The organism is Nocardioides panaciterrulae, assembly GCF_013409645.1.
In the GTDB taxonomy this organism is placed as follows: domain Bacteria; phylum Actinomycetota; class Actinomycetes; order Propionibacteriales; family Nocardioidaceae; genus Nocardioides; species Nocardioides panaciterrulae.
The window spans coordinates 2126610-2148155 of record NZ_JACCBG010000001.1 but is presented as its reverse complement, the minus strand read 5'-3'; the positions used below and the strand labels follow the sequence as shown (position 1 = coordinate 2148155).

Sequence of the window (21546 nt, the reverse complement as noted above, 5' to 3'; positions counted from 1 at the left end):
CCCCACGCCGGGCGAGGCCCTGGAGCGGGCTGTGACCTCCCGCTCAGCTGTAGCGCACGCACCGACGCGCGGAGGTGAAGCCGTAGAGCGCCAGGCCGGCGTCCTTGGCCAGCCGCACCGACAGGCTGGTGGGCGCGCCGACGGACACCAGCGAGCCGGTGCCCGCGGCCACGGCCTTCTGCACGAGCTCGAACCCGGCGCGGCCGCTGACGACGAGGCAGGCCCCGGCCACGGGCGAGCCGGCCAGCAGCCGGGCACCGGTGACCTTGTCCACCGCGTTGTGGCGGCCGACGTCCTCCCGGACCACCAGCGGCTCGCCCTCGGCGGTGAACAGGCCCGCGGCGTGGACGCCCCCGGTCCGGTCGAAGACGGCCTGGCGCTCGCGGAGCAGGTCCGGCAGCCGGCGTACGACGTCGGCGGTGGGCAGGTCACCGGTCCAGCCGGCAGCGCGCGGCAGGTCGAGCACCGAGGCGACGCTGTCCTTGCCGCACACGCCGCAGGCCGAGGACCCGGTGGTGAGCGCGTCGTGCCGGTGGCCGGGGTCGCGGCGCGGCGGGCCGACCAGCCGCACCGTGACCACGTTGAACTCCTGCTCGGGCGCGAGGTCGACGTCGGTGCAGTAGGCCACCTCGTGGAGGTCGCCGGCGCCGATCAGGCCCTCATGGAGCAGCCATCCGGCCGCAAGCTCGAAGTCGTGGCCGGGGGTCCGCATCGTCACCCAGACCCGACGGGGAGCCGCGCCGGGCCAGGCCAGCCGGATCTCCAGCGGTTCCTCGGTGGCGAGCCGGTCCTCGTGGTGGCGCTCGCCGTCCGCGAGGATCTCCCGCACGCGCGTCCGGATCGTGGGTCCGGGGCGGCGCGGGCGAACGGTCACAGGGGGAACGTACCCGTCAGACGGTCGGGAACGCGCGCCGGACCGCGAGCCGGTGCTCGAGGTCGTCGGTGGCGTCGACCACCCGGCGGCGGATCGAGGCGTCCACCTCCGCGTCCGCGAGGAGGGCGCGGGCGAGCGCCACCGTCTGCTCGTCCACGGCGGTGACCGGGAAGAACGAGTCCGCGCCGTCGGCCAGGTTCCAGCCGCTGCGCACCTCCACGGTGGCCGGGACCTCGGCGAAGTAGCGCTCGACGTACGGCGCGGTCAGGTGCTCCTGCCCCGCCCGCCACATGCCGAGCCCGGCGGCCTCGAGCTCGTAGTTGGGCACGTCGACCTCCCCGGTGAACCGCGCCCACGCCCACGCCTTGGCCTCGGCGTCGGGCAGCGACGCCATCGCCCGGGAGTGCTCCACCCGCGACCGGGCGGTCGGCTCGGCCTCCAGCGCCCGCTGGAGCTCCTCGCGGTCGGTCTCGCCGAGCGTCGCGAGCTGCACCAGCATCCGCCAACGCAGGTCGAGGTCGACCTCGAGGCCCTCGGGGAGCACCCGGCCGGCGAGCCAGGAGCGCAGCTGCCCGGCGTCGGTGGCCGTGCTGACCGCGGACTGGAACGCCGCGAGCTGGAGGGTCGAGCCGGCGGCGGCGCCGGTGGCCTTCTCGACCAGCACGGCGTGCAGCCGGTCCATCGCGGCCGCGGGGTCGGTGGTCATCGGGACGACCTCCCGCAGGGTCCACGGCAGCGTGTAGAAGATCGCGTCGTCGGTGTCCTCGGAGGGCAGGCCGGCGACCAGCAGCTCGACCACGGCGGCCGGCGCCACGGCGGCGTTGTGGAACCCGCTGCGCACGTTGTTCCAGATCCCGGCCCGCAGGGCCGGGTCCGCGGTGGTGGGCAGCAGCGCCGTCAGGGCGGCCACGGTGGTCGGGTCGGGCTGCGCCACGGCCCAGGTGTCCTCGAAGGGGTCGAGCACCACGGCGTCGCCGCCGACCACGGCCACCGGCGTCTCCGCGGCGGCCAGGGACAGCGTGTCGACCTCCCACTCGCCGCCCTGCGGCCGGGCCGTGGCGACCCGCAGGGTGTGGCTGCGGTCGGCCGGGTGGTCGGCCGGGGGCGTGCGGCGTACGACGCCGGCCGCACGGTCGAGCGTGATCGCGTCGGGGCCGGCCGTGCGCAGCCAGTTGCTGGTGAACGTCGAGAGGTCCACGGCACTCGCGCGCTGGGCGGCGGCCCGCTCCCAGCTGGCGAACAGGTCGTGCATGGTGGCGTTCCCGAACCGGTGGGTGGTGAAGTGGTCGACCACGCCGGCGAAGAACACCTCGTCGCCGAGCCGCGCGTTGAGCTGCTTGAGGATGCTGGAGCCCTTCGCGTACGAGATGCCGTCGAAGTCCTGCAGCGCCGAGCTCGCGTCGGCCGCGCCGTTGCCGGCGACCGGGTGGGTGCTGGGGCGCTGGTCGGCGACGAGCCCCCACTGGCGCCGCGCGTAGGAGTTGTGGGTCCAGACGTCGCCGTACTCCGTGACGTCGCCGGTCACCCGGTTGCCCATGTACTCGGCGAAGGACTCGTTGAGCCACAGGTCGTCCCACCACTTCGGCGTGGTGAGGTTGCCGAACCACTGGTGCGCCATCTCGTGGGCGACCGTCGAGGCCCGCTGGATCCGCACGCCGCGGGTCACCCGGCTGCTGAAGACCAGCGGGTCGCGGAAGGTCACGCAGCCGGGGTTCTCCATGGCGCCGGCGTTGAACTCCGGCACGAACGCCTGGTGGTAGTCGCCGAACGGGTAGCGGATCCCGAACAGCCGGTGGTACTCGTCGAAGCACTGCCGGGTCATCGTGAACAGCTCGTCGGCGTCCGCGTCGAGGTCCTTGGCGATGCTCTGCCGGGCGCTGAGGCCCAGCGCGATGCCGTCGTGGTGGTCACGGATCACGTGGTAGGGCCCGGCCACCAGCGTCACGAAGTACGTCGACAGCGGCTGGGTCTGCTCGAACTCCCACAGCGCGGTGTTCCCGGCCCCCGGCTCGGGGTCGGCGCTGGGGGCGTTGCCGACGACCACCCAGTCGCTCGGCGCGGTGACGTGGAAGGTGTACGGCGCCTTCAGGTCCGGCTGGTCGAAGCAGGCGAAGATGCTGGGCGCCGCGTCCATGAACGACATGCCGTAGACGTAGTGCCGGCCGTCCGCGGGGTCGACGCTGCGGTGCAGGCCCTCGCCGTCGTTGCGGAAGCGCATCACCGCGTCGACCACCAGCTCGTTCGCGCCCTCGACGGTCGCCAGGGGCAGCCGGCCGCGCTCGAGCAGGTCGGCGTCGAGCGGCGAGCCGTTGAGGCGGATCTCGTTCACGCGCAGCGGCTTGAGGTCGACGAACGTCGCCCCGCCGCGGGAGGTGAAGCGGAGGGTGGTCACGGAGCGGAAGGTCGCCTCGTCGCTGGCCAGGTCGAGGTGGACGTCGTACGACGCGACGTCGAGCAGCTCGAACCGGGCCTCGGCCTCGGCGCGCTTCAGGCTCGTGGAGGGGCTCTGGTTGGCGGCAGTCACGGCGGACACCCTAAGCGCGTCCACCCCGGTCCCGGGCGGGGGGGCGGTGACCGGCGTCACGTTCCGGCCACCGGGACGTTCGCGGCGTCCGGTGGGCCCGTTCGGCCCTGCCCGGCCGGGGGCCGCGCTCCTACCGTCGGGGGTGGTCGGAGCGACTCGACTCGGAGGGCCGACTCGGGAGGCCGACCCAGAGGGGGGAGTGACCCGTCATGCTGACCTCACCCGCCCGGCGCCGGGCGCCGGCGCTGCTCGCGCTGGCGGCGCTGGCAGCGGTCGGCACCGCCGCCGCCACCCTCGCGCCGGATCCCGCCCAGACTGCTGCCCAGGCGGCCGCCCCGGCGGGGGACTGCGCCCGGCCGGCCCGCCTCGCGACCGTCGACCAGGGCGACCCCGTCACCGGGCTGACCGTCGCGTCGGGCACCACCCCGACCTCGTTCACCGGGACCGTGCTGGGCACCCTGCAAGATGGCATCGCGCCGGGTGTCGACCTGGTGATGGCCCGGCTGTCCTCGCCGGAGATCGACCGGGTCGGCGGGATCTGGCAGGGCATGTCCGGGTCCCCGGTGTACGACGCGTCCGGCCGGCTGATCGGGGCGGTCTCCTACGGCCTGTCCTACGGGGCGTCCCCGGTGGCCGGCCTCACGCCGTACAACAAGATGGACGACTACCTGTCCGCAGGAAAGCCGGGCGACACCGCGAAGGTGGCGGTGGGGAGCGCCGCCGCCCGCACGATCGCGCGGCACACCGGCGTCACGCGGCGCCAGGCCACCCAGGGCTTCAGCCAGCTCCCGATGCCGGTCGGCGTGTCCGGGGTCGGCGCGCAACGGCTCGCGCAGCGCAAGCCGGGGCTCCACTACCTGCCGAAGGACACCTATGCGATCGGGCGCTCGGCCCGGGCCGGGTCCGGTCCCGGCCCCGCGACGCTCGTGGCGGGCGGGAACCTGGGCGTCACCCTGTCGTGGGGCGACGTGACGCAGGCAGGGATCGGCACGGTCACGTCGGTGTGCAACGGCCGGGTCGTGGGCTTCGGGCACCCGATGCAGTTCCTCGGCCGCACGACGCTGGGACTGCACCCCGCCGATGCGCTCTACATCCAGGAGGAGAGCCTCGGGCCGCCGTCGAAGATCGCGAACGTCGGCGCCCCGGCCGGCGTCATCACCGACGACCACCTGACCGGGGTGACCGGCACACTGGGCGAGCTCCCTCGGACCACGACGGTCACCGACACGGTGCGCGCCCAGGGTCGGCACCGCACCGGCACCAGCTACGTGCCGGTGCCGCTCGCGCTGGCCCCGACGGTGTACTACGCGAGCGTGGGCAACCACGACCGCACCTTCGACGCCCGGGTGCCGGGCTCGGAGCTGCTGGCCTGGCGGATCACCGGGCAGGACGCGCAAGGCACGGCGTTCCACCTGGCCGTGACCGACAGGTTCGTCGCGAGCTACGACATCGCCGACGAGGCGACCTACCCGTTCGCGGACTTCGTCTACTCGCTCTCCGCCATCCACGGGCTGCGGATCGACACGGTGACCGCGAGGTCGGACGTGAGCACCGACAACTCCACCTGGCGGGTGGCCGGGCTCCAGCAGCGCCTGGGCGACCGGTGGGTGAAGGTCGGCAAGGGGTCGCCCGTCGAGGCGCGGGCGGGCGCGACGGTGGCGCTGCGGGTGCTCCTCACCGGTGACACGGGCCGTCGTACGGCGCCGCTCGCGGTCGCGATCCCCGCCGCCGCCGGCGGCAGCACGGGCCGGCTCGACGTCACCGGAGGCAACGACCTCGGGGCGGCCATCGACTCGCCCACCACGCTGGCCCAGGCGAAGAGGCTCGTGGCGACGCTGGTGCGCAACGACCAGCTCGCGGTCTCGCTCCGCCTCGGCGGCGACCACCCCGTGACCCGGTCCTCGTTGGGCGCACCGCTGGACAAGGTGGTCGGCGGGCACCAGGGCGTCCCGGTCCGGGTGCGCTGACCGCCCCGGCTCAGAGGCGCACGAGCATCTTGCCGGTGTTGCCGCCGCGCATCAGGTCGAGGAACGCGTCCACCGCGTGGTCCAGGCCGTCCACGACGGTCTCCCGCCCGACGAGGCGCCCCTCGGCCACCCAGCGGCCCGCCCGCTCGTGGAACTCGGCGGTGAGGTCGTCGTGGTCGCGGACGATGAACCCGCGCAGGGTCAGCTTCTTGGTCACGAACATCGCCATGTTGCGCGGCCCGGGCGTCGCCTCGGTGTCGTTGTACTGGGCGATGGCGCCGCAGGCGGCGATCCGCCCGAAGTCGTCGAGGTGCGCGATCGCGGCCTCGAGGTGGTCGCCGCCGACGTTGTCGAAGTAGACGTCGAAGGGGCCGTGCGGGGCCAGCAGGCGACCCACCGGCCCGTCCTTGTAGTTGACCGCCGCGTCGAAGCCGAGCTCCTCGGTCAGCCAGGCGACCTTCTCCGCGGACCCGGCCGAGCCGACGACCGCCGAGGCGCCCAGCATCCGGGCCATCTGGCCCACGCTGGAGCCGACCGCACCGGCGGCACCCGAGACGAGCACCCGGTCGCCCTCGCGCAGCTGGGCGATGCGGGTGAGGCCGACGTACGCCGTGAGCCCGGGCATGCCGAGCACCCCGAGGTAGGCCGAGGCCGGCACCCGCTCGGTGTCCACCACCCGTACGGCGCGGGCCGGCACCACCGCGTGCTCGCGCCAACCCAGGCCGTGCAGCACGGTGGCGCCCACCGGGACGGCGTCGTCACCGGAGGCGACGACCTCGCCGACGGCGCCACCGTCGAGCGGCGCCCCCAGCTCGAAGGGCGGCACGTAGGACTTCGCGTCGTTCATCCGACCGCGCATGTAGGGGTCGACCGACATCCAGGTGTTGCGCAACAGCACCTCGCCCGGCCCCGGGTCGCCGAGATCGACCTCCACCACCCGGAAGTTGTCGGGGGTCGGCCAACCCGTGGGGCGGGAGGCGAGGTGGATCTGGCGGCTGCGCGTGGTCATGGACCGATCCTCCACGGGCCGGCCCGCGGGCCCGCGGAGGGGGGCGGCCGGGTCCCTGCGGGGGTGGGCGACATCACGCCTTCCACGATGCCCGCAGCCGCCGGCGGAGTGCCTAGAATGTAAGAGACGAATCAGCAAACTGCTCGTTACGCAACGAGGGCCCGCAACGCGGCGGGCAGAGGGGGTACCACCATGGATCGAGAGCTCCAGATCGCCTACGGCATCGTCGAGGCGCGCGCCCACAGCAACCAGGACCTCGCGCTGGTCCGCGACGTGAAGCTGGCCCGCCGGGACGCCCGGCGCACGCGCCGCCTGCAGCGCCGGCGCAGCCGCTGAGCATCGCTCACCCGGCCCGGACGTGACACGGCCCCGCACCCGTTCGGGTGCGGGGCCGTGTCGCTGCCGGGGGAGGCGTCAGCCCTGCAGGCCGAGCGCGAACTCGACCTTCCCCGATGGGTCCACGGCAGCGTCGAGGACCTTGTCGTCGAGCATGACCGCGGCCGACTCGTCGAGGTAGACGGTCGCGCCGTCCTGCTCGACGGTCTGGTCGCCCGGCTCCGGCGCCTCGGCCGCGGAGACGGCGAAGGAGGGCTGGGGTGCGTCCTCGGAGGTGATCCGCAGCCCGGCGGACTCGCTGAGCCCGGGCTGGTGGGTGAGATCTCTGACGATGGTGCTGGCGTTCTCGGTGAGGGTGAGCATGGCTCTCCGCCTTTCCGATGGCGTGCAGGACACCTCCACCCTGACCCGCCCAGGGCGCTCACGCAAGCCGACGGCCGCCGAGGGGGGTCCTCAGCGCTGGATGTCCTCAGCGCTGGATGTCTTCAGCGCTGGATGTCTTCGGGGCGAGCCGGGCGCGGGACCGAGACCACCTCGGGCGGCAGGCCCCACTCGTCCCGGCCGAGCCGGGAGACCGGGCGCAGGCGTTCCATGACCGGGTGCCCGTCGACGAGCGCGTCCTCGAGCACGGTCACCGCCAGCACGCGGCCCAGCACCAACGTGGAGTCGCCGAGCTCCTGGGTGGAGTGCAGCGTGCACTCCAGCGAGGCCGGGGAGTCGGCGACCCGGGGCGGGGCGACGAGCACGCTCGGTTCCAGGGCGATGCCGAGGGCCGCCGCCTCGTCCACGTCGGGCCCGAACCGGGCACTCGTGGCGTTGACCTGCCCCAGCAGCGGCTCCGAGGCGAGGTTGACCACGAACTCGCCGGTGGCCCGCACGTTGGCGAGCGTGTCCTTGCTGCCCACCGAGGTGAAGGAGACGATCGGGGGGTTGGCGCAGGCGACGCTGAAGAACGAGTGGGGTGCCAGGTTGCCCACCCCGGCCTGGTCCAGGCTGGAGATCCAGGCGATCGGCCGCGGCACGACCAGCGCGGTCAGGAGCCGGTAGGCGTTGACGTCGGGGTCCTCGCAGCGGAACACGGAGCGCATGGCGCGACAGTACGCCGTGGCAGGCTTGGTCCATGAGCGAGGAGACCCCCGACCCCACCCTGCGCAGCATCGACCTGGTCAAGATCGGCGACGGTCGCTACAAGGCCACGAACGGGCGCGGGGGAGTGCTGCCGATCGGCTCCGGCGACGACCCGGACTTCACCCCGGTCGAGCTGCTGCTGGCCGCGCTCGCCGGCTGCGGCGCCATCGACGTCGACCTGATCACCCGCAAGCGTGCCGCGGCCGACGTCTTCGAGGCGCACGCCGAGGGCCACAAGGTCCGCGACGAGCAGGGCAGCCACCTGGTGGGCCTGCGGGTCGGCTTCGACCTGGCGTTCCCCGAGGGCGAGGCCGGCGATCGTGCGCGCGAGGTGCTCCCGCGCACCCTGCAGCAGGTGCGCGACCGGCTCTGCACGGTCGGCCGGACCGTCGCCCTCGGGGAGCCCGTGGACTACGTCGAGGTCGGCGCCGGGTCCGTCACTGGGCCCGTCACTGGGCAGTGACCGACTGGATCTCCACCTTGTCCTTGGGAGCGCCGTCGGGGCCGCCGTCCGCGGTGCCCTTGTCGGCGATCGCCTTGACGACCTTCAGCCCCGCGGCGTCGAGATGGCCGAACACCGTGTACGCCGGGGGCAGCGGGGTGTCGGCGTAGACCATGAAGAACTGCGAGCCGTTGGTGTCCGGACCGGCGTTGGCCATCGCCAGGGTGCCGGCCGGGTAGGTCTCCTTGCCGCTCAGCTCGTCGGGGAACGAGTAGCCCGGGCCGCCCGATCCGGTGCCGGTGGGGTCACCGCACTGCAGGACGTAGATGCCCTGGGTGGTCAGCCGGTGGCAGACAGTGTTGTCGTAGTAGTCCTTGTCGGCGAGGTGGACGAACGAGTTCACCGTGCACGGGGTGGCGTCCGCGTCGAGGGTCGCGCCGATGTCGCCGAAGTTGGTCTTGATCGTGACCTTCTCCTGACCGGACACAGCCGCGTGGTCCGGCGGTGTGCCCACGTCCTTGGCCGGCTGCTGGCCGTCGGCGGAGTAAGTGCACGCCGGCCCGGTGGCCGACCGGCTGGGCTGGCTCGGCTGATCGGTCGCCTGGTCGGAGCCGGTGTCGCTGCCACAGGCGGAGACGGCCAGGACCATCGTCACCGCGGCGAGGAGGGAGAGGGGTCGCTTGAGCATGCCGACGATCGTAGGACGGGCGCTCAGGCGTTCAGGCCGCGGGCGGCCACCGGCCAGGCCCGCAGTTCCCCGGACTCCTCGGCAAAGAGGGTGTCGACGAGGTTGACCGCGTTGCACACGTGGTTGGGGACCACGTCGAGCCGACTGCCCAGGGGCGGGAGGGCCGCCCCCGCCAGGTCGACGACGGCGTGGTGCTCGGAGAGCATCACGATCCGCGCCTCCGGATGCTCGGGCAGCCGGCCGTAGCCGGTGGCGTACGCCGCCCGGTCCGCCCCGAGCACCTTGCTCCCGGCGTCGAGCACCACCCGCCCCCCGGCGTGACTGACCACGCTGGTCCGGCAGGTCAGCGCGACCGCCGACGGTGGCATGACGCCGAGCTCCCACTGCTGCGCATCGCCGAAGACGTAGACGCCGGGCCGCAGCTCGGTGAGCACGCCCAGGTCGGAGTGGGCCAGGCTGGGGGTCGAGCCGCCGCTCACCACGCGAGGCGGCAGCCCGGCCGCGGTGAGCTCCTCGGCCGCCCGACTCAGCGCCGCCGCCTCGTCCCGCGCGGCCTCGGCGGGGGCACCGCGGGCATAGCTGTGGCCGGGGAAGGTGAACACGCCGCGCACCGACAGCCCGGTCCTGGCCGCCGCGGTGGCCACGGCCACCACCTCCTCCGGCGGAACGCCGGTGCGGTGGTGCCCGCAGTCCACCTCCACGAGCAGCTCGACCGCGGAGCCGCCGAGCAGCCGCCCGGCGTTCGCCGCGCCCTCGACGGAGTCGACGCCGATCGCGACCCGGGCATCGCCGGTCAGGTCGGTGAGGCGGCCCGCGGAGGTCGTGTCGAGCCAGAGCGGATAGGCGATGAAGACGTCGTCGAAGCCGTGGCGGACGAACGTCTCGGCCTCCCCGAGGGTGGCGGTGCTGATCCCCACGGCGCCCGCGGCCAGCTGCAGCCGCGCGATCTCCACGCACTTGTGGGTCTTGACGTGCGGGCGCAGGCCGACCCCGCCGTTCGCGGCCAGGTCCGCGGCGGCACGGATGTTGCCGCGCAGCCGCGCCAGGTCGACCCGGAGGTACGGCGTCGCCGGCATCACTGCTCCTCGTGGGTGTCGGGGTCGCCCCCGAAGAGCCGGCCGTCGGGCCGCCCGAGGCCGGTGATCGCCGCCATCTCCCCCTCGTCCAGCTCGAAGCCGAACACGTCGAGGTTGGCGCGCTGGCGCTCCGGCGTCGCGGACTTGGGGACCGGCACCGACCCCAGCTGGACCTGCCAGCGCAGGATCACCTGGCCCGGCGTGACGCCGTGTCGCGCCGCGGCACTGGCCACCGGCTCCTCGGAGAACGGCGCTCGCCGCTTGCCCAGTGGGCTCCAGGACTCGGTGCGGATGCCGAACCGCTCGTTGACCGCGCGCATCTCCACCTGCGGGAAGTAGGGGTGCAGCTCGATCTGGTTCACCGCCGGGGTCACACCGGACTCGTCGATGATCCGCTGCAGGTGCGCCCCGGTGAAGTTCGAGACGCCGATCGAGCGCACCAGCCCCTGCGCCCGCAGGTCGACCAGCGCGCGCCAGGCCTCGGCGTACCGTCCGACGCTGGGGTTGGGCCAGTGGATGAGGTGCAGGTCGAGGTGGTCCAGCCCCAGGCGCTCGAGCGAGGCGTGCACGCTGGCGATCGCGTCGTCGTAGCCGTGATGGCGGCCGGGGAGCTTGCTGGTGACGGTGATCTCCTCGCGGGGGAGGCCCGAGCGCCGGATCGCCTCGCCCACCTCCGCCTCGTTGCCGTAGTTCACGGCCGTGTCGAGCAGCCGGTAGCCGCAGTCGAGCGCGCCGAGGATCGCGGTGACGGCCTCCTCGCCCTTGAGGGGGTAGGTGCCGAAGCCGATCGCCGGCAGCGACGTGCCGTCGTTGAGGGTGTACGTCGGGACGGGGCTCGTGGCGGCGTTCATGGCCTCAACGTAGCGAGTCCGAGGTGGGCCGGCGGCCGGTCAGGTGGTGACCGCGCTGCCGTGGCGCTGCCACCATCGCGCGAGCTGCCGGAGCGGCTGCCCGTGGTCGGCAGCGATCCGGTCCAGCATCGGGTGGGCGGTCATGCCGGCGTAGAACAGCGCGCGCCGGTCCAGGGGCTCGGGGAGCCGGATCAGCGACTCGAGGCGGTCGGACCCCAGCTGTCCCCCGGAGTGCATCAGCACGAACAGCGCACCGGTCACCACCACGACGTCCTCGCTGTCCAGCAGCCCCCGGACGGTCTCGTGGGTCTCCTCGCGACCGATGAGCAGGATCAGCGTCGCGGTGGCCCGGCGGACCCGCGCGTCGTCGTGGTCGCGAGCCGCGGCCGCGAGCTCCACCGCGAGGTGCCCGCGGAACGGGGAGGCCATCAGCAGCAACGACGAGGTGACCCGGCGCGCGTCGCGCTCCTCGAACAGTGCCTCGAAGAGCAGCCGCGCGAGCAACGGCTGGTCGGGCAGCCCGAGCGCCTCGGCGGCCCGGCCCGCGGTGTGGCCGCAGAAGGCGAGCTGGTCCTCGAGACCGCCCGGCTCCGAGGCGGCCGGCTCGGGCACGTCGGGCACCGGGGAGGAGAGTCGCTCGGCGATCGGGTCACGCGCGCCCTCGGGGAGTGCCCGCCAGAGCTCGACGAGCTGCTGCCGCCGCTCCGGATCGTTCCCGTCCCGCTCCCAGGCCCGGACGAACGGGCCGACCACCGGCCCCCACACCGACACCGACTCCTCACCCGTGGTGGCGACGTGCTCGAGCCCGACCACACCGGCGCGCAGTCGCAGGAACTCGGCGCTGGTCAGCTGCGGCGCCAGGATCAGGACGGCCCGACCGTCCGGTCGCTCCGAGAGCAGCCGGGCCGCGTCGCCGAGCAGCAGGTTGCCCGGCTCGTCGAAGAAGTCGCCGATGGCGTCGGCCACCAGGTCGGCGTACGCGCTGCAGCGCAGCAGGGCCAGCGCCTCGTACCTCGTCGTGTACGCCGTGGCCGCGGAGCGGCTCATCTCGCTGAGCAGCCGGGCCACCAGCGGTCGCAGGAACGCGCGCGGCAGCCCCGGACGGACCTCGAGCACCGCCTCGCTGAAGTGCAGCCAGGCCAGGCCGGGCGGGGCGGGGGTGGCGACCACGCGGTCGACGGCGTCGTCGAGGTCGGCGAGATCGACAGGCGGCGCGGGGGAGCGGGGCCCGTCGTCGCCGAACCGCCGCCGGACCAGGTCCACGACCGAGCGCAGCGATCCGGGCTCGAGCTCGAGCACGGCCTCGTAGGCCTCGACGACGGCCGGGCTCGGGGCGACCCGTCCGGTCTCCCACCCGGAGACCGACGGCGGCGAGGCCGGGGTGCCGTGCTCCTTGAGCAGCCCCGCCATCTCCGTGACCGAGACAGCCTTGCCGTCCATGCCCAGCGTCCGCCACGAGCGCAGCAGCCAGGCGATGCGCACGCGCACGTCGACGTGTGCACCGTCCAGGGGAGTGGGGTCCTCCAGGATGTCCGGAGACCTCGCCATCCTGCGCCTACCCCCGAGTTCTTATCGACCGCCGCGTCCCCTCGACGCGGCGCCCACCTTAAGGGGTCCGGACGCCGCCCGGACCGGATTTGGCACCCTGCGGACCGCTGTCGTCGGGGACCGCCTCGTGGGCGGGCGCTCCGTGGGTGCGTCGCTGCTCCTTCATCTCGGCTTCGAACAGGTGCCGGCGGCCACCGACCAGCTGGTCCCGCGCCGCGCGCTCCAGGTCCTTGAAGGTGGCGTAGTAGTTGTCGTCGTAGTCCTCGACGATCTGGAAGGTCCAGCGGCCGTGGATCACATTGCGCCCCACCAGCTCACGCTCGAGGCGGTCCGCCAGCTCCTGGTGACCGGCCTCGCGCAGCTGGTCGACCGCCTCGCCGAGCGCCAGGTCCGCCGACCCGGTGAGTCGGTGGAAGCCGTAGAGGAGCCCGCGAGCGTGCTCGACGGTCTCGAGGGCCTCCGAGAGCTTGCCCAGCGCCTCGACGGTCGCGTCACCGGTGTCCTGCGGCCGCTGGTGCTCGGGCAGCTGCCTCTCGGTGTCGACGGTGTCGGTCATCGCTCCTCCAGGTCCTCCAAGGCAGCCAGCAGGGCCGGCGGGTCCGCGACGGTGAACGTCGCGCCGGGGTGGCGCAGCCGACCGGTCGGGTCGAGCACCCGGACCGGTTCGTGGAAGCAGACGCAGACGGCGTCGTCGCCGTTGGTGGCGAAGGTGACGCCATGGTCGGCGAACGACAGGTGCGCCGGGCCGGCGGTCTTGAGGAACTGGAAGCCACCGGTGCGCTCCACCGACGCGACGTTGGTCAGCGGCGTGCGCAGCGACCAGGGCCCGAACCGCGCCCTCAGCTCGGTGTCGTCGACCTCGACCCGGGCCGTGCCCGGCGTGACGCCGAAGAGCAGGGCAGGAAGTCGGTACGCCGGGGCGAACCGGAACGGGAATCGCTGCACGCGGGTCGCGTACCCGACCGGCCGTGGCCACAAACCCGCCCCGACTCCGTCGGCGGCCAGGTCCCGTAGGGCACGCTGGTCGGCGTGCACCTCGCTGACGACCTGGCCCGGGTCTGGTCCGACGTGGTCGGGCACCAGCCGCCGCCGGACCCGGCAGTCGTGCTGGGCTGCGGCCTCGCGGCCCTGCTGCTGGTCGCCGTGCCGTCGGCCTGGCGGCTGACCCGGCACGTGGTGACGATCGCGCACGAGGGCGCCCACGGCCTGGCCGCGCTGCTCAGCGGCCGGCGACTGATGGGGATCCGGCTGCACTCCGACACCTCGGGACTGACCCTGTCGCGTGGGCGCAGCAGCGGGCACGGCATGGTGGTCACGGCGCTCGCCGGCTACGCCGGCCCCGCCGTGCTCGGGCTGGGCGCGGCGTACCTGCTGCGGGAGCGGCACGCCCTCGCCGTGCTCTGGCTGGCGGTCGCCCTGCTGGCGCTCCTGCTGCTGCAGATCCGCAACTTCTACGGCCTCTACCTGGTCGCGGTCGCCGGCGTGGCCGTGGCCGCGGTCTCGTGGTGGGGGAGTGAGGGCGTGCAGTCGGCAGCGGCGTACGCCGGGACCTGGTTCCTGCTGCTCGCCGCGCCCCGCCCGGTGCTGGAGCTGCAGGCCGAGCGTCGGCGTCGGCGTACCCGCACCTCCGACGCGGACCTGCTCGCCCGGATCACGCCGCTGCCGGCGCTGGTCTGGGTCGGCGTCTTCCTGGTCGTCACCGCGGGGCTCCTGGCCCTGGGCGCGACATGGTTGCTCGAACCGGTGCGCGGCACCGGTGTCCACGTCGGTGGCTAGGGTCACCCCGTGACCTCGGCACCCGCACTCGACCGCCTCGCGCTCATCTCCGACGTGCACGGCAACCTGACCGCGCTCGAGGCGGTGCTCGCCGACATCGACGCGCGCGGCATCACCCGGATCTTCAACCTCGGCGATTACGTGGGGAAGGGGCCGCGGGGGCGCGAGGTCGTCGACCTGTGCCGCGAGCGCTGCGAGGTGAACATCCTCGGCAACTGGGACGACTTCCTGCCGGACCCCGACCGCTCCTTCGACAACGACGCGCTGAAGTGGTGGCTGCACCAGCTCGGCCCGGGCCAGGGGGAGTGGCTGCGGTCGCTGCCGTTCTGCCACGACTTCACGATGAGCGGCCGCCGGATCCGGTTGTTCCACGCCTCGGAGGAGACCGTGCACCGGCGGGTGCGCTTCGACCACGACGAGAGCGAGTTCCTCGGCCTGTTCACCAACACGCCGGCCACCGGCGACGGCCCGGTGCCCGACGTCGTCGGCTACGCCGACACCCACGACCCCTACTACGAGACCGACCGCGAGCGCCGGACGGTGTTCAACACCGGCAGCGTCGGCAACTGCATGGGCGATCCCACGCCGGTGTACGTGATCCTCGAGGGCGTCATGGACGGTGTGGCGGACGCGCCCTTCTCGGTCTCGTTCGTGCGGGTGCCCTACGACTGGGAGTCCGAGCTCGCGGTCGCCGCGGCGATGGGGATGCCGGAGCTGGAGGGGTACGTCGTGGAGGTCCGCGACGGCGTCTACCGCGGCAACCTCAAGGCCGGCGAGGCGCCCGACTACCACCGCCGGCCACGCGTGAGCCCACTGATCCAGTAGCGCGTGGGGACACCACCGCCCGGACGAGCGCTTGGCCGAACACCCTTTCGCTTGCCCTCCGTGTCCTGTGGATTATTCGAAGATCTTGACGAATAGCGTCCTTGGTGCCTATCCTGTGGTATGGCTCCGATCGACGACCTCGACCCCCAGGCCCTGCTGGCCCGGGCCGAGCAGTGCGTGGTCGAACGCCGTCGCAGTGGGCTCACCGAGCTGCTCCTGGCCTCGCAGTGGGCGGTGCTGCATGCCACGGACCCGAAGGACGATCCCGGGCACCGCGAGGTCCCCGGCGGGGACCGGCTGGTCCGGGTCGGTGGCGAGGGTACGCCGCGGCTGCGACAGCTCAGCCTGGCCGAGCTCGGCATCGCGTTCGACACCCACACCACCGGGGCCCGCGCGCTGGTCGCCGACGCCCTCGACCTGGCCCACCGGCTCCCACAGACCTGGGCCGCGGCCCAGGAGCTGGGCTGTGATACCTGGGTGGTCCGCAAGGTCGCCAAGCTGACCCGCGAGCTGTCGGCCCAGGCGGTCGGCCTGGTCGACACCGCGGTCGCCCCGGTGCTCAACACCCTGCCGACCGGGAGACTGCTCGCGCTGGCCGAGGCGAAGGTGATCGAGGCCGACCCCGAGGCCTACGCCGAGAAGGTCGAGGCCGAGCTGCGCCGCCGCTTCGTGGGCCTCTCCCGCACCGACACCCACGGGCTGCGCACCGTCTACGCCCGCCTCGACGCCGGCGACGCCACCTGGCTCGACGCGATCATCGACCAGCTCGCCGACATCCTCGACCAGCGCGAGGACCTGCGCCCCCAGACCCCGCGCGACCTGGGCCGCGACGAGCTGCGGGCCCTCGCGTTCGGATGGCTGGCCCGGCCCGTCGAGGCCCTCGAGCTCATCTTGGACTCCACCCAAGGCCAGACGGCCCCCGCGGAGGTGGAGGAGGAGCCCTCCCGCGCGGTCGCGCTGTCCGAGCGGGCCCTGGAGCTGCTCGGCTCCCTGGACCTGACCAGGCTGCGGCCCACCGCCCAGCTGTTCTGCCACCTCCACCAGGACGCCCTGACCGGCCGGGTCCCAGGCGTGGCCCGCATCGAGGACCTCGGCCCCCGGCTGCTGGCCCACCTGGCCACCCTGCTGGGCCACACCAACGTGACCCTGACCCCGGTGCTCGACCTCGCCACCCAGCGGGCCGTGGACGGCTACGAACACCCCACCGCCATGCGGACCCGGACCCGGCTGCGGAACCCCGCCGACACCTTCCCCGGCTCGACCACGCTCACCGGCACCGGCCGCCAAGCCGTCGACATCGACCACCCGGTGCCCTACGACCCCGACGGACCACCCGGCCAGACCCGCGACACCAACGCCCAACCCCTCACCCGCGGCCACCACCGAGCCAAGACCCACCTGCCCTACCAGGTCTGGATCATCGACTCCACCACCAAGCTGTGGAAGACACCCCACGGCCGCTGGCGCATCGTCGACCACCACGGCACCCACCTGCCCCAGGTCCTCGAACTCGACCCCACCTTCCCCACCTGCGTCGCCTGATCAGCCCAGCCGCGCCCACCGGGGTAGGCGAAAATCCTTCGCGCACGTCCGCAACCGCCGCCTAGGGTCCACCCGATGACGCAGGCACGGATGCACGCGGACGAGGTGGTGGCCACCGCCGGCCAGGTCCGATCGCTCCTGTCCCAGCAGTTCCCGCGCTGGGCGGACCTGCCGATCGTGCCCGTGCCGATCGGCGGGAGCGACCACGCGCTGTTCCGACTGGGGGAGGAGCTAATCGCCCGGATGCCGCGCATCGGGGCCGCCAGTCACCAAGCGGACAGCGACCGGCGCTGGCTGCCCTACCTCGCCCCGCAGCTCCCGCTGTCGGTCCCGGCGCCGCTCGCAGTGGGGGAGCCAGGCGCGGACTACCCGTTCCGCTGGTCCGTCGCGCCCTGGCTGCCGGGGGAGAACCCCCAACCGGACAACCTCGACCTCGAGCGCGCCGCCGCGGACCTCGCGGGCTTCGTGCGTGCGCTGCGCGCCATCGACCCGAGCGCCGGGCCACGCAAGACCGGCACCACCCGCGGCACGCCGCTCGCCGGGCTCGATGGCTACGTCCAGGAGTCCCTCCGGATCCTCGACGACCGTGTGGATCAGGATCTGATGCGCGACATCTGGTCGGACGCGCTCGCCGCCACGCCGTACGACGGTCCAGGCTGCTGGATGCACGGCGACCTCCTGAGCGGCAACCTGCTGTGCGCCGAGCGGAGGCTCACCGCCGTGATCGACTTCGGCGCGCTCGGGGTCGGCGACCCGGCCCCGGACCTCACGCCGGCGTGGACATTGTTCGACGCCGACGCCCGGGAGACCTACCGCCACGCGCTCGGCTGCGACGACGACGAGTGGCGTCGCGGACGCGGCTGGGCGCTCGCGCCGGCTCTCGGCGGACTGGAATATTACTGGGACACCTTCCCGCTCTACCGGGATCTGGCGCAGCGCACCATCAGGGCCGTGTCAGCGGAGTTCCTGACCCGTCCGGCCGTGGGGGAGCCGAACGGCTACCGCGGTAGAGAGGCGAGCGGCGATCAGCTCTGACCCCTTGGTACCGTCCGCCGACGTCGATGTAGCCCGGGAGCATTCATGTCTGTGTCCACGAGCCCGGCGAGCGTCGGAGGCGCCGAGTACCGCAAGCTCCTTGCCGGTAGCGCGGTCTCGAACCTGGGCGACGGCATCAGCTTCATCGCCATCCCGCTCCTCGCGGCCACGCTGACGTCCAGCCCTGAGTTGGTTGCCGGCCTCTCCTTCGCCTACTCACTGCCGCGCTTGGTGATGTCGAGCTTCAGCGGCGTGATCGCGGATCGAGTCGACCGGCGCCGCCTCATGGTCGTGGTCAACGCTGCCCGGGGGCTGATGCTGTTCGCCCTCGTGGCGAGTGTCGTCTCGGACTCCTCGTCGATCTGGATGCTCTACGCGGTCTACGGGGCGCTCGGGCTGCTCGAGACCCTGGCCGACACCTCGGCCTTCACCGTCTTGCCGTCGATCGTTCGGCCTGAGGAGCTGGCCAGGGCCAATGGTCGCCTGGCGACCGCGCAGACGCTGTTCGATGAGATCGCGGGGCCGCCGCTCGGCGGACTGCTGTTCGGCGTTGCGGTCGCAGTCCCCATCGCCGCGGATGCCACCAGCTTCGTCGTCGCGGCACTGCTCTTCTCCTGGCTTCGCGGACGCTTCCAACCCGATCGTGAGCGGGCGACCACGGCCACAACGCTGCGGCACGACCTCGGGGAGGGGCTGCGCTACCTGTTCGGCAACCCGACCCTGCTCTCGCTCGCAGCCAGCGGCTTTCTCTCGACGTTGGCCTACATGGCACCCTTCTCGGTCCTCGTGCTCTTCGCCACCAAGACCGTGGGCCTGACGGCGACGGAGTACGGGATCGCCCTCACGATCTCGGCGCTGGGCAGTCTGATCGGCAGCGTCGTGGCCGAGCGCCTCGATGCACGTCTGGGCAGCGCAACGGCCATGCGCGTGATGCTGGTCTTGGGTGCGGCAGCCTTCGCCGTGCTCGCGATCAGCACCTCTGCGGTGCTGGTGACTGCGATGCTCGCCGTGTACTTCCTGCACACGACAGTGTGGTCGATCTGCTTCGCTTCTTGGCGTCAACGACTCATTCCCAACGAGTTGCTCGGTCGTGTCGGCGGGGCGATGCGGACCTTCAACCTGCTCGGTCTTGTTCTCGGATCGGTCGCCGGCGGACTGATCGCCGGGAGGATCGGGCTGCAGGCGCCGTTCTGGTTCGGTGCCGCCACGCTCGTGGTGGCCGCGGTGCTTCCGCTGGGGGAGCGGGCCGTCCGCGACACGGATGGGCAATCGGGGCGGGTCCTGGCTTAGGCCGGTCGCGGGATCCTCACCCCACCACGCAGAACTCGTTGCCCCCGGGGTCAGCCATGCCTACGCCGTCCGCGCAGCCCGCGTCGACGCGAGTTGCCCCGAGCGCCGACAGGCGCTCGACTTCGGCATCGATGGTCGCGGGGGCGGATGGCGTGAGATCGAGATGGAGTCGATTCCTGCCCAGCTTGGGCGCTACCGGTTCGCCACCCCAGGTGATCTTGGGGCCCCCGGTGGGCGCCTGAACGGCGGTCTCGCCGTCTTGGTCCCAAACCAGGTTCCAGGCAAGGGCATCGCGCCAGAAGTAGCCGACCTCTGCGACACCGTCGCCGGCCAACGAGCTGAAGAACGGGCAGCCAGCGAGGAAGCTCCCTCCAGGCTCGAGGATGCACAGCTCGTTACCGTCGGGATCGGCGAGGACGACGTGCTCGGCGTCCGGTCCCTGGCCGACGTCCAAGTGCCGTGCGCCCGACTCCAGCGCTCGCTGCACCGCTGAAGCCTGCTCGTGGACGGACGTCGGTTTCAGGTCGGGGTGCATCTGGTTGGCACCCCACTTCTCACCGGCACCGACCACGAATCGCAGACCGAACCCCACCTCGGGTGGTGCCGCCAAGGACGGAGCGCCCCGGTCGATCGTGACGTCTTGGCCCAGCAGACCACCCCAGAACCCGGCGAGACGCTCCGGATCGGGCGAGCTGAAGGTCAGGGCGATCAACTCACACACCATGACCGCCATTCTCCAGTTATCTTCCATCCCGTGGCGGTGGCTGACGACTCGGCGAAGGCGACGAGCTCACGCGCGGGTGGCCCGGCGGATTCGAGCCAAGCGTGGTCGGAGCTCGCGCCAGACTACGAGCGTGCGCGGAGTAGGGAGGACTCGCTGGATCGGCTCGTCGAGTGGCCCGCGCAGCGGGACCTTCTGGGCGATGTCACCGGGCTGTCATTGCTTGATCTTGGATGCGGGAACGGAGGCAAGCTAGCCGAACTGCTCGGAGCGGGTGCGGCCTCCGCCGTCGGTGTGGATGCCAGCGGCAACTTCCTCAGTGCGCAGCCGACTGGCCTGGAGCTCATCCAGGGCGACCTGAACGAGCTCGATTCGATGCCAAGCCTTGCTGGACGCACCTTCGATCGGATCCTGTTCCTGCAGTCGTTCGGCTACGCGAAGGACCCGGTCCAGACCTTGCAGTCAGCGCGGGCGATGCTGACTGAGGATGGCTTCATCCTGCTGACGAGGACGCAGCCCATCCGGTACGCGGTCGAACGGGCCGAGCAGAACGGCACGTCGCTGGGGGAGGAGTACTTCTCAAAGTCCTCGTACACGTACCGCACCGGCTGGAACGAGCAGGTCGCCCTGACCAAGCGCACGTACACGATCTCTGGCCTGATGAACGTGTTCAGCGCGGCAGGTCTGTGGATCGAGACTGCCGTCGAGCCGGAGTTGTCCGAGGAGGCCCGGCGGCGCTACCCGCACAAGCAGGAGTGGATGAACAAGTATCTCGGCATCTTGATCTTCAAGCTTCGCCCCAGACGGGGCAGTGACTCAGGCCATCGGAGGTGACCCATCTGATGCCATACGCGGACTAGGGAACAGCCTGCGTACCAAGTTCTGACGTATCGAGCTGCTCGATCCGCGTTCAACGCGGCAGATCGCGAGCATCGAAATCGAGTCGTGTCACCGGCGCGAGTCGACGATCATGTGCGGGTGGGTCCCCTTTCCTCTGTGCCGGCCGACGTCGTCCCGGACTCCCAGGTCGTGACCCAGCTGCTTCGCGAGCAAGCTCCGCATCTGGCCGATATGCCCGTCTGGATGAGCAGCGCGTCCGGCAGCAGCAACTGGGTGTTCCGCCTCGGAGAAACCCTGGCTATCCGTCTGCCCCGATCGGACGACTACGTCGCGGACCTGGCGAATGAAGTGCGCTGGCTGCCCCGTCTTGCGCCCAATCTGCCGGTTGCAGTCCCAGCTGTCGTCGCTGTTGGTCAGCCCAGCAGGGCCTTCGCTCGGCCGTGGGCGGTCGTGTCCTGGGTGCCGGGCGACCTTCCGCTCGCACTGGACGGCTCGCAGCAGGCTCTTCTCGCAGAGTCCTTGGGCACTTTCCTCCAGAGCCTCCACGCTGTCGACACCGCCGACGTTCCGGCCGAGCCTGAGCACTGGGGTTACCGCTGCGGTGAGCCGGTCACCGAGACGATCGACCGATGGGCAGATCGCGCGGCCGCAGAACTGGCGGACCTGTTCGACCCGGCCAGTGTTCGGGAGGCATGGCAGCGCCTGCGCGACGTCCCCGCGGCCACCGAAGCCGCCTGCTGGGTGCACACCGACCTGTCCGAGGAGAACCTCCTGGCTCAGCACGACGGGCGACTGGCCGGAGTCATCGACTTCGGCGGCGTGGGCGTCGGCGACCGGTCCGTAGACCTGCTCTACGCGTGGAGCATCTTCGACGCCCCTGCTCGCGAGGTGCTCCGCGTCGCATCCGGGGCCGACGATGAAACCTGGACGCGTGCACGGGCCTGGGCCTTTGTGGGCCCAGGTCTGCTCACCATCGCCAATTATCGGCGCACCATGCCCGCCCGAATCGAGCGCCTCACCTCGATGGTCGAGACGATCGCAGCTGAGGTGGACATCCGGCTCCGGTGAGGGCCG

22 protein-coding genes are annotated in these 21546 nt (G+C 72.4%); 10 read left to right on the top strand and 12 right to left on the bottom strand.

Annotated features, from left to right (window positions below; all coding sequences use genetic code 11):
• Nucleotides 1-43: 43 nt before the first annotated feature.
• Nucleotides 44-874: a formate dehydrogenase accessory sulfurtransferase FdhD gene (locus tag BJZ21_RS10085; RefSeq protein WP_179663609.1), complete on the bottom strand. Its 831-nt coding sequence runs from the start codon at nt 872-874 to the stop codon at nt 44-46.
• Nucleotides 875-890: 16 nt separating this feature from the next.
• A complete protein-coding gene (pepN, locus tag BJZ21_RS10080) occupies nt 891-3398 on the bottom strand; it encodes an aminopeptidase N (RefSeq protein WP_179663608.1) in 2508 nt (835 codons plus the stop codon).
• Between the two features lie 209 nt (nt 3399-3607).
• On the opposite strand from pepN, the gene BJZ21_RS10075 reads away from it, so the two are divergent.
• On the top strand, nt 3608-5365 hold the full coding sequence (locus BJZ21_RS10075; protein WP_179663607.1) for a hypothetical protein: 1758 nt from the start codon (nt 3608-3610) through the stop codon (nt 5363-5365).
• Between the two features lie 10 nt (nt 5366-5375).
• On the opposite strand, the gene BJZ21_RS10070 is transcribed toward BJZ21_RS10075, so the two are convergent.
• A complete protein-coding gene (locus BJZ21_RS10070; RefSeq protein WP_179663606.1) occupies nt 5376-6374 on the bottom strand; it encodes an NADP-dependent oxidoreductase in 999 nt (332 codons plus the stop codon).
• Between the two features lie 192 nt (nt 6375-6566).
• Between BJZ21_RS10070 and BJZ21_RS10065 the strand changes: the two genes are divergently transcribed.
• Complete coding sequence (locus BJZ21_RS10065; protein WP_179663605.1) at nt 6567-6710, top strand: hypothetical protein; 144 nt, start codon at nt 6567-6569, stop codon at nt 6708-6710.
• A 78-nt stretch (nt 6711-6788) separates the two neighbouring features.
• Here BJZ21_RS10065 and BJZ21_RS10060 read toward each other — a convergent pair whose 3' ends face one another.
• Together BJZ21_RS10060 and BJZ21_RS10055 are read right to left on the bottom strand one after the other, a co-directional pair.
• Nucleotides 6789-7073, bottom strand: a complete 285-nt coding sequence (locus tag BJZ21_RS10060; protein WP_179663604.1) for a Fe-S cluster assembly protein HesB — start codon at nt 7071-7073, stop codon at nt 6789-6791.
• A 122-nt stretch (nt 7074-7195) separates the two neighbouring features.
• The gene (locus BJZ21_RS10055; RefSeq protein WP_179663603.1) at nt 7196-7798 is read right to left on the bottom strand and encodes a flavin reductase family protein; all 603 of its coding nucleotides are present in this window, start codon (nt 7796-7798) and stop codon (nt 7196-7198) included.
• Between the two features lie 32 nt (nt 7799-7830).
• Here BJZ21_RS10055 and BJZ21_RS10050 point away from each other — a divergent pair, with 32 nt between their 5' ends.
• The gene (locus BJZ21_RS10050) at nt 7831-8301 is read left to right on the top strand and encodes an OsmC family protein (RefSeq protein ID WP_179663602.1); all 471 of its coding nucleotides are present in this window, start codon (nt 7831-7833) and stop codon (nt 8299-8301) included.
• Here BJZ21_RS10050 and BJZ21_RS10045 read toward each other — a convergent pair.
• Genes BJZ21_RS10045 through BJZ21_RS10020 form a run of 6 tightly spaced genes read right to left on the bottom strand, consistent with a single transcriptional unit; the run spans nt 8288 to nt 13388 of the window.
• Nucleotides 8288-8968: a peptidylprolyl isomerase gene (locus BJZ21_RS10045; protein ID WP_179663601.1), complete on the bottom strand. Its 681-nt coding sequence runs from the start codon at nt 8966-8968 to the stop codon at nt 8288-8290. The two genes, BJZ21_RS10050 and BJZ21_RS10045, sit on opposite strands and share 14 nt — an antisense overlap.
• A gap of 23 nt (nt 8969-8991) precedes the next feature.
• Entirely contained in the window at nt 8992-10044 is a 1053-nt protein-coding gene (locus tag BJZ21_RS10040) for an alanine racemase (RefSeq protein ID WP_179663600.1), read from the bottom strand.
• Nucleotides 10044-10895 carry an aldo/keto reductase gene (locus BJZ21_RS10035; protein WP_179663599.1) on the bottom strand — a complete coding sequence of 284 codons (852 nt, stop codon included), beginning with the start codon at nt 10893-10895 and terminating at the stop codon, nt 10044-10046. The genes BJZ21_RS10040 and BJZ21_RS10035 overlap by 1 nt, the downstream gene beginning before the upstream one ends.
• A 39-nt stretch (nt 10896-10934) precedes the next feature.
• Nucleotides 10935-12443 (bottom strand): hypothetical protein, encoded by a 1509-nt coding sequence (locus BJZ21_RS10030; RefSeq protein WP_179663598.1) that lies wholly within the window; start codon nt 12441-12443, stop codon nt 10935-10937.
• A gap of 58 nt (nt 12444-12501) precedes the next feature.
• Nucleotides 12502-12999: a hypothetical protein gene (locus BJZ21_RS10025; RefSeq protein ID WP_179663597.1), complete on the bottom strand. Its 498-nt coding sequence runs from the start codon at nt 12997-12999 to the stop codon at nt 12502-12504.
• A complete protein-coding gene (locus tag BJZ21_RS10020) occupies nt 12996-13388 on the bottom strand; it encodes a hypothetical protein (RefSeq protein WP_218851421.1) in 393 nt (130 codons plus the stop codon). Before BJZ21_RS10020 ends, BJZ21_RS10025 begins: the two co-directional genes overlap by 4 nt.
• Nucleotides 13389-13472: 84 nt before the next feature.
• On the opposite strand from BJZ21_RS10020, the gene BJZ21_RS10015 reads away from it, so the two are divergent.
• The 5 genes from BJZ21_RS10015 (at nt 13473) to BJZ21_RS09995 (ending at nt 18911) form a co-directional block, all read left to right on the top strand.
• Nucleotides 13473-14219: a M50 family metallopeptidase gene (locus BJZ21_RS10015; RefSeq protein ID WP_179663595.1), complete on the top strand. Its 747-nt coding sequence runs from the start codon at nt 13473-13475 to the stop codon at nt 14217-14219.
• Between the two features lie 9 nt (nt 14220-14228).
• Complete coding sequence (locus BJZ21_RS10010; RefSeq protein ID WP_179663594.1) at nt 14229-15044, top strand: metallophosphoesterase family protein; 816 nt, start codon at nt 14229-14231, stop codon at nt 15042-15044.
• A 120-nt stretch (nt 15045-15164) separates the two neighbouring features.
• Nucleotides 15165-16586 carry a DUF222 domain-containing protein gene (locus tag BJZ21_RS10005; protein ID WP_179663593.1) on the top strand — a complete coding sequence of 474 codons (1422 nt, stop codon included), beginning with the start codon at nt 15165-15167 and terminating at the stop codon, nt 16584-16586.
• Between the two features lie 75 nt (nt 16587-16661).
• Nucleotides 16662-17621: an aminoglycoside phosphotransferase family protein gene (locus BJZ21_RS10000; RefSeq protein WP_179663592.1), complete on the top strand. Its 960-nt coding sequence runs from the start codon at nt 16662-16664 to the stop codon at nt 17619-17621.
• A gap of 51 nt (nt 17622-17672) precedes the next feature.
• Nucleotides 17673-18911 (top strand): MFS transporter, encoded by a 1239-nt coding sequence (locus BJZ21_RS09995; RefSeq protein WP_179663591.1) that lies wholly within the window; start codon nt 17673-17675, stop codon nt 18909-18911.
• A 16-nt stretch (nt 18912-18927) separates the two neighbouring features.
• Here the strand turns inward: BJZ21_RS09995 and BJZ21_RS09990 are convergent, their stop codons facing one another.
• Entirely contained in the window at nt 18928-19632 is a 705-nt protein-coding gene (locus tag BJZ21_RS09990; RefSeq protein ID WP_343052263.1) for a VOC family protein, read from the bottom strand.
• A gap of 33 nt (nt 19633-19665) precedes the next feature.
• Here BJZ21_RS09990 and BJZ21_RS09985 point away from each other — a divergent pair, with 33 nt between their 5' ends.
• Together BJZ21_RS09985 and BJZ21_RS09980 are read left to right on the top strand one after the other, a co-directional pair.
• Nucleotides 19666-20466: a methyltransferase domain-containing protein gene (locus BJZ21_RS09985; protein WP_179663590.1), complete on the top strand. Its 801-nt coding sequence runs from the start codon at nt 19666-19668 to the stop codon at nt 20464-20466.
• 162 nt (nt 20467-20628) lie between these two features.
• A complete protein-coding gene (locus tag BJZ21_RS09980; RefSeq protein WP_218851420.1) occupies nt 20629-21540 on the top strand; it encodes a phosphotransferase in 912 nt (303 codons plus the stop codon).
• Nucleotides 21541-21546: the final 6 nt, after the last annotated feature.

Coding starts and splice junctions, on each gene's coding strand:
- BJZ21_RS10070 (WP_179663606.1), bottom strand. CDS start 6,374: ATGACCACGCGCAGCCGCCAGATCCACCTCGCCTCCCGCCCCACGGGT.
- BJZ21_RS10035 (WP_179663599.1), bottom strand. CDS start 10,895: ATGAACGCCGCCACGAGCCCCGTCCCGACGTACACCCTCAACGACGGC.
- BJZ21_RS10060 (WP_179663604.1), bottom strand. CDS start 7,073: ATGCTCACCCTCACCGAGAACGCCAGCACCATCGTCAGAGATCTCACC.
- BJZ21_RS10045 (WP_179663601.1), bottom strand. CDS start 8,968: ATGCTCAAGCGACCCCTCTCCCTCCTCGCCGCGGTGACGATGGTCCTG.
- BJZ21_RS10050 (WP_179663602.1), top strand. CDS start 7,831: ATGAGCGAGGAGACCCCCGACCCCACCCTGCGCAGCATCGACCTGGTC.
- BJZ21_RS10040 (WP_179663600.1), bottom strand. CDS start 10,044: ATGCCGGCGACGCCGTACCTCCGGGTCGACCTGGCGCGGCTGCGCGGC.
- BJZ21_RS10055 (WP_179663603.1), bottom strand. CDS start 7,798: ATGCGCTCCGTGTTCCGCTGCGAGGACCCCGACGTCAACGCCTACCGG.
- BJZ21_RS10065 (WP_179663605.1), top strand. CDS start 6,567: ATGGATCGAGAGCTCCAGATCGCCTACGGCATCGTCGAGGCGCGCGCC.
- BJZ21_RS10075 (WP_179663607.1), top strand. CDS start 3,608: ATGCTGACCTCACCCGCCCGGCGCCGGGCGCCGGCGCTGCTCGCGCTG.
- BJZ21_RS10005 (WP_179663593.1), top strand. CDS start 15,165: ATGGCTCCGATCGACGACCTCGACCCCCAGGCCCTGCTGGCCCGGGCC.
- BJZ21_RS10025 (WP_179663597.1), bottom strand. CDS start 12,999: ATGACCGACACCGTCGACACCGAGAGGCAGCTGCCCGAGCACCAGCGG.
- BJZ21_RS10030 (WP_179663598.1), bottom strand. CDS start 12,443: ATGGCGAGGTCTCCGGACATCCTGGAGGACCCCACTCCCCTGGACGGT.
- BJZ21_RS10000 (WP_179663592.1), top strand. CDS start 16,662: ATGACGCAGGCACGGATGCACGCGGACGAGGTGGTGGCCACCGCCGGC.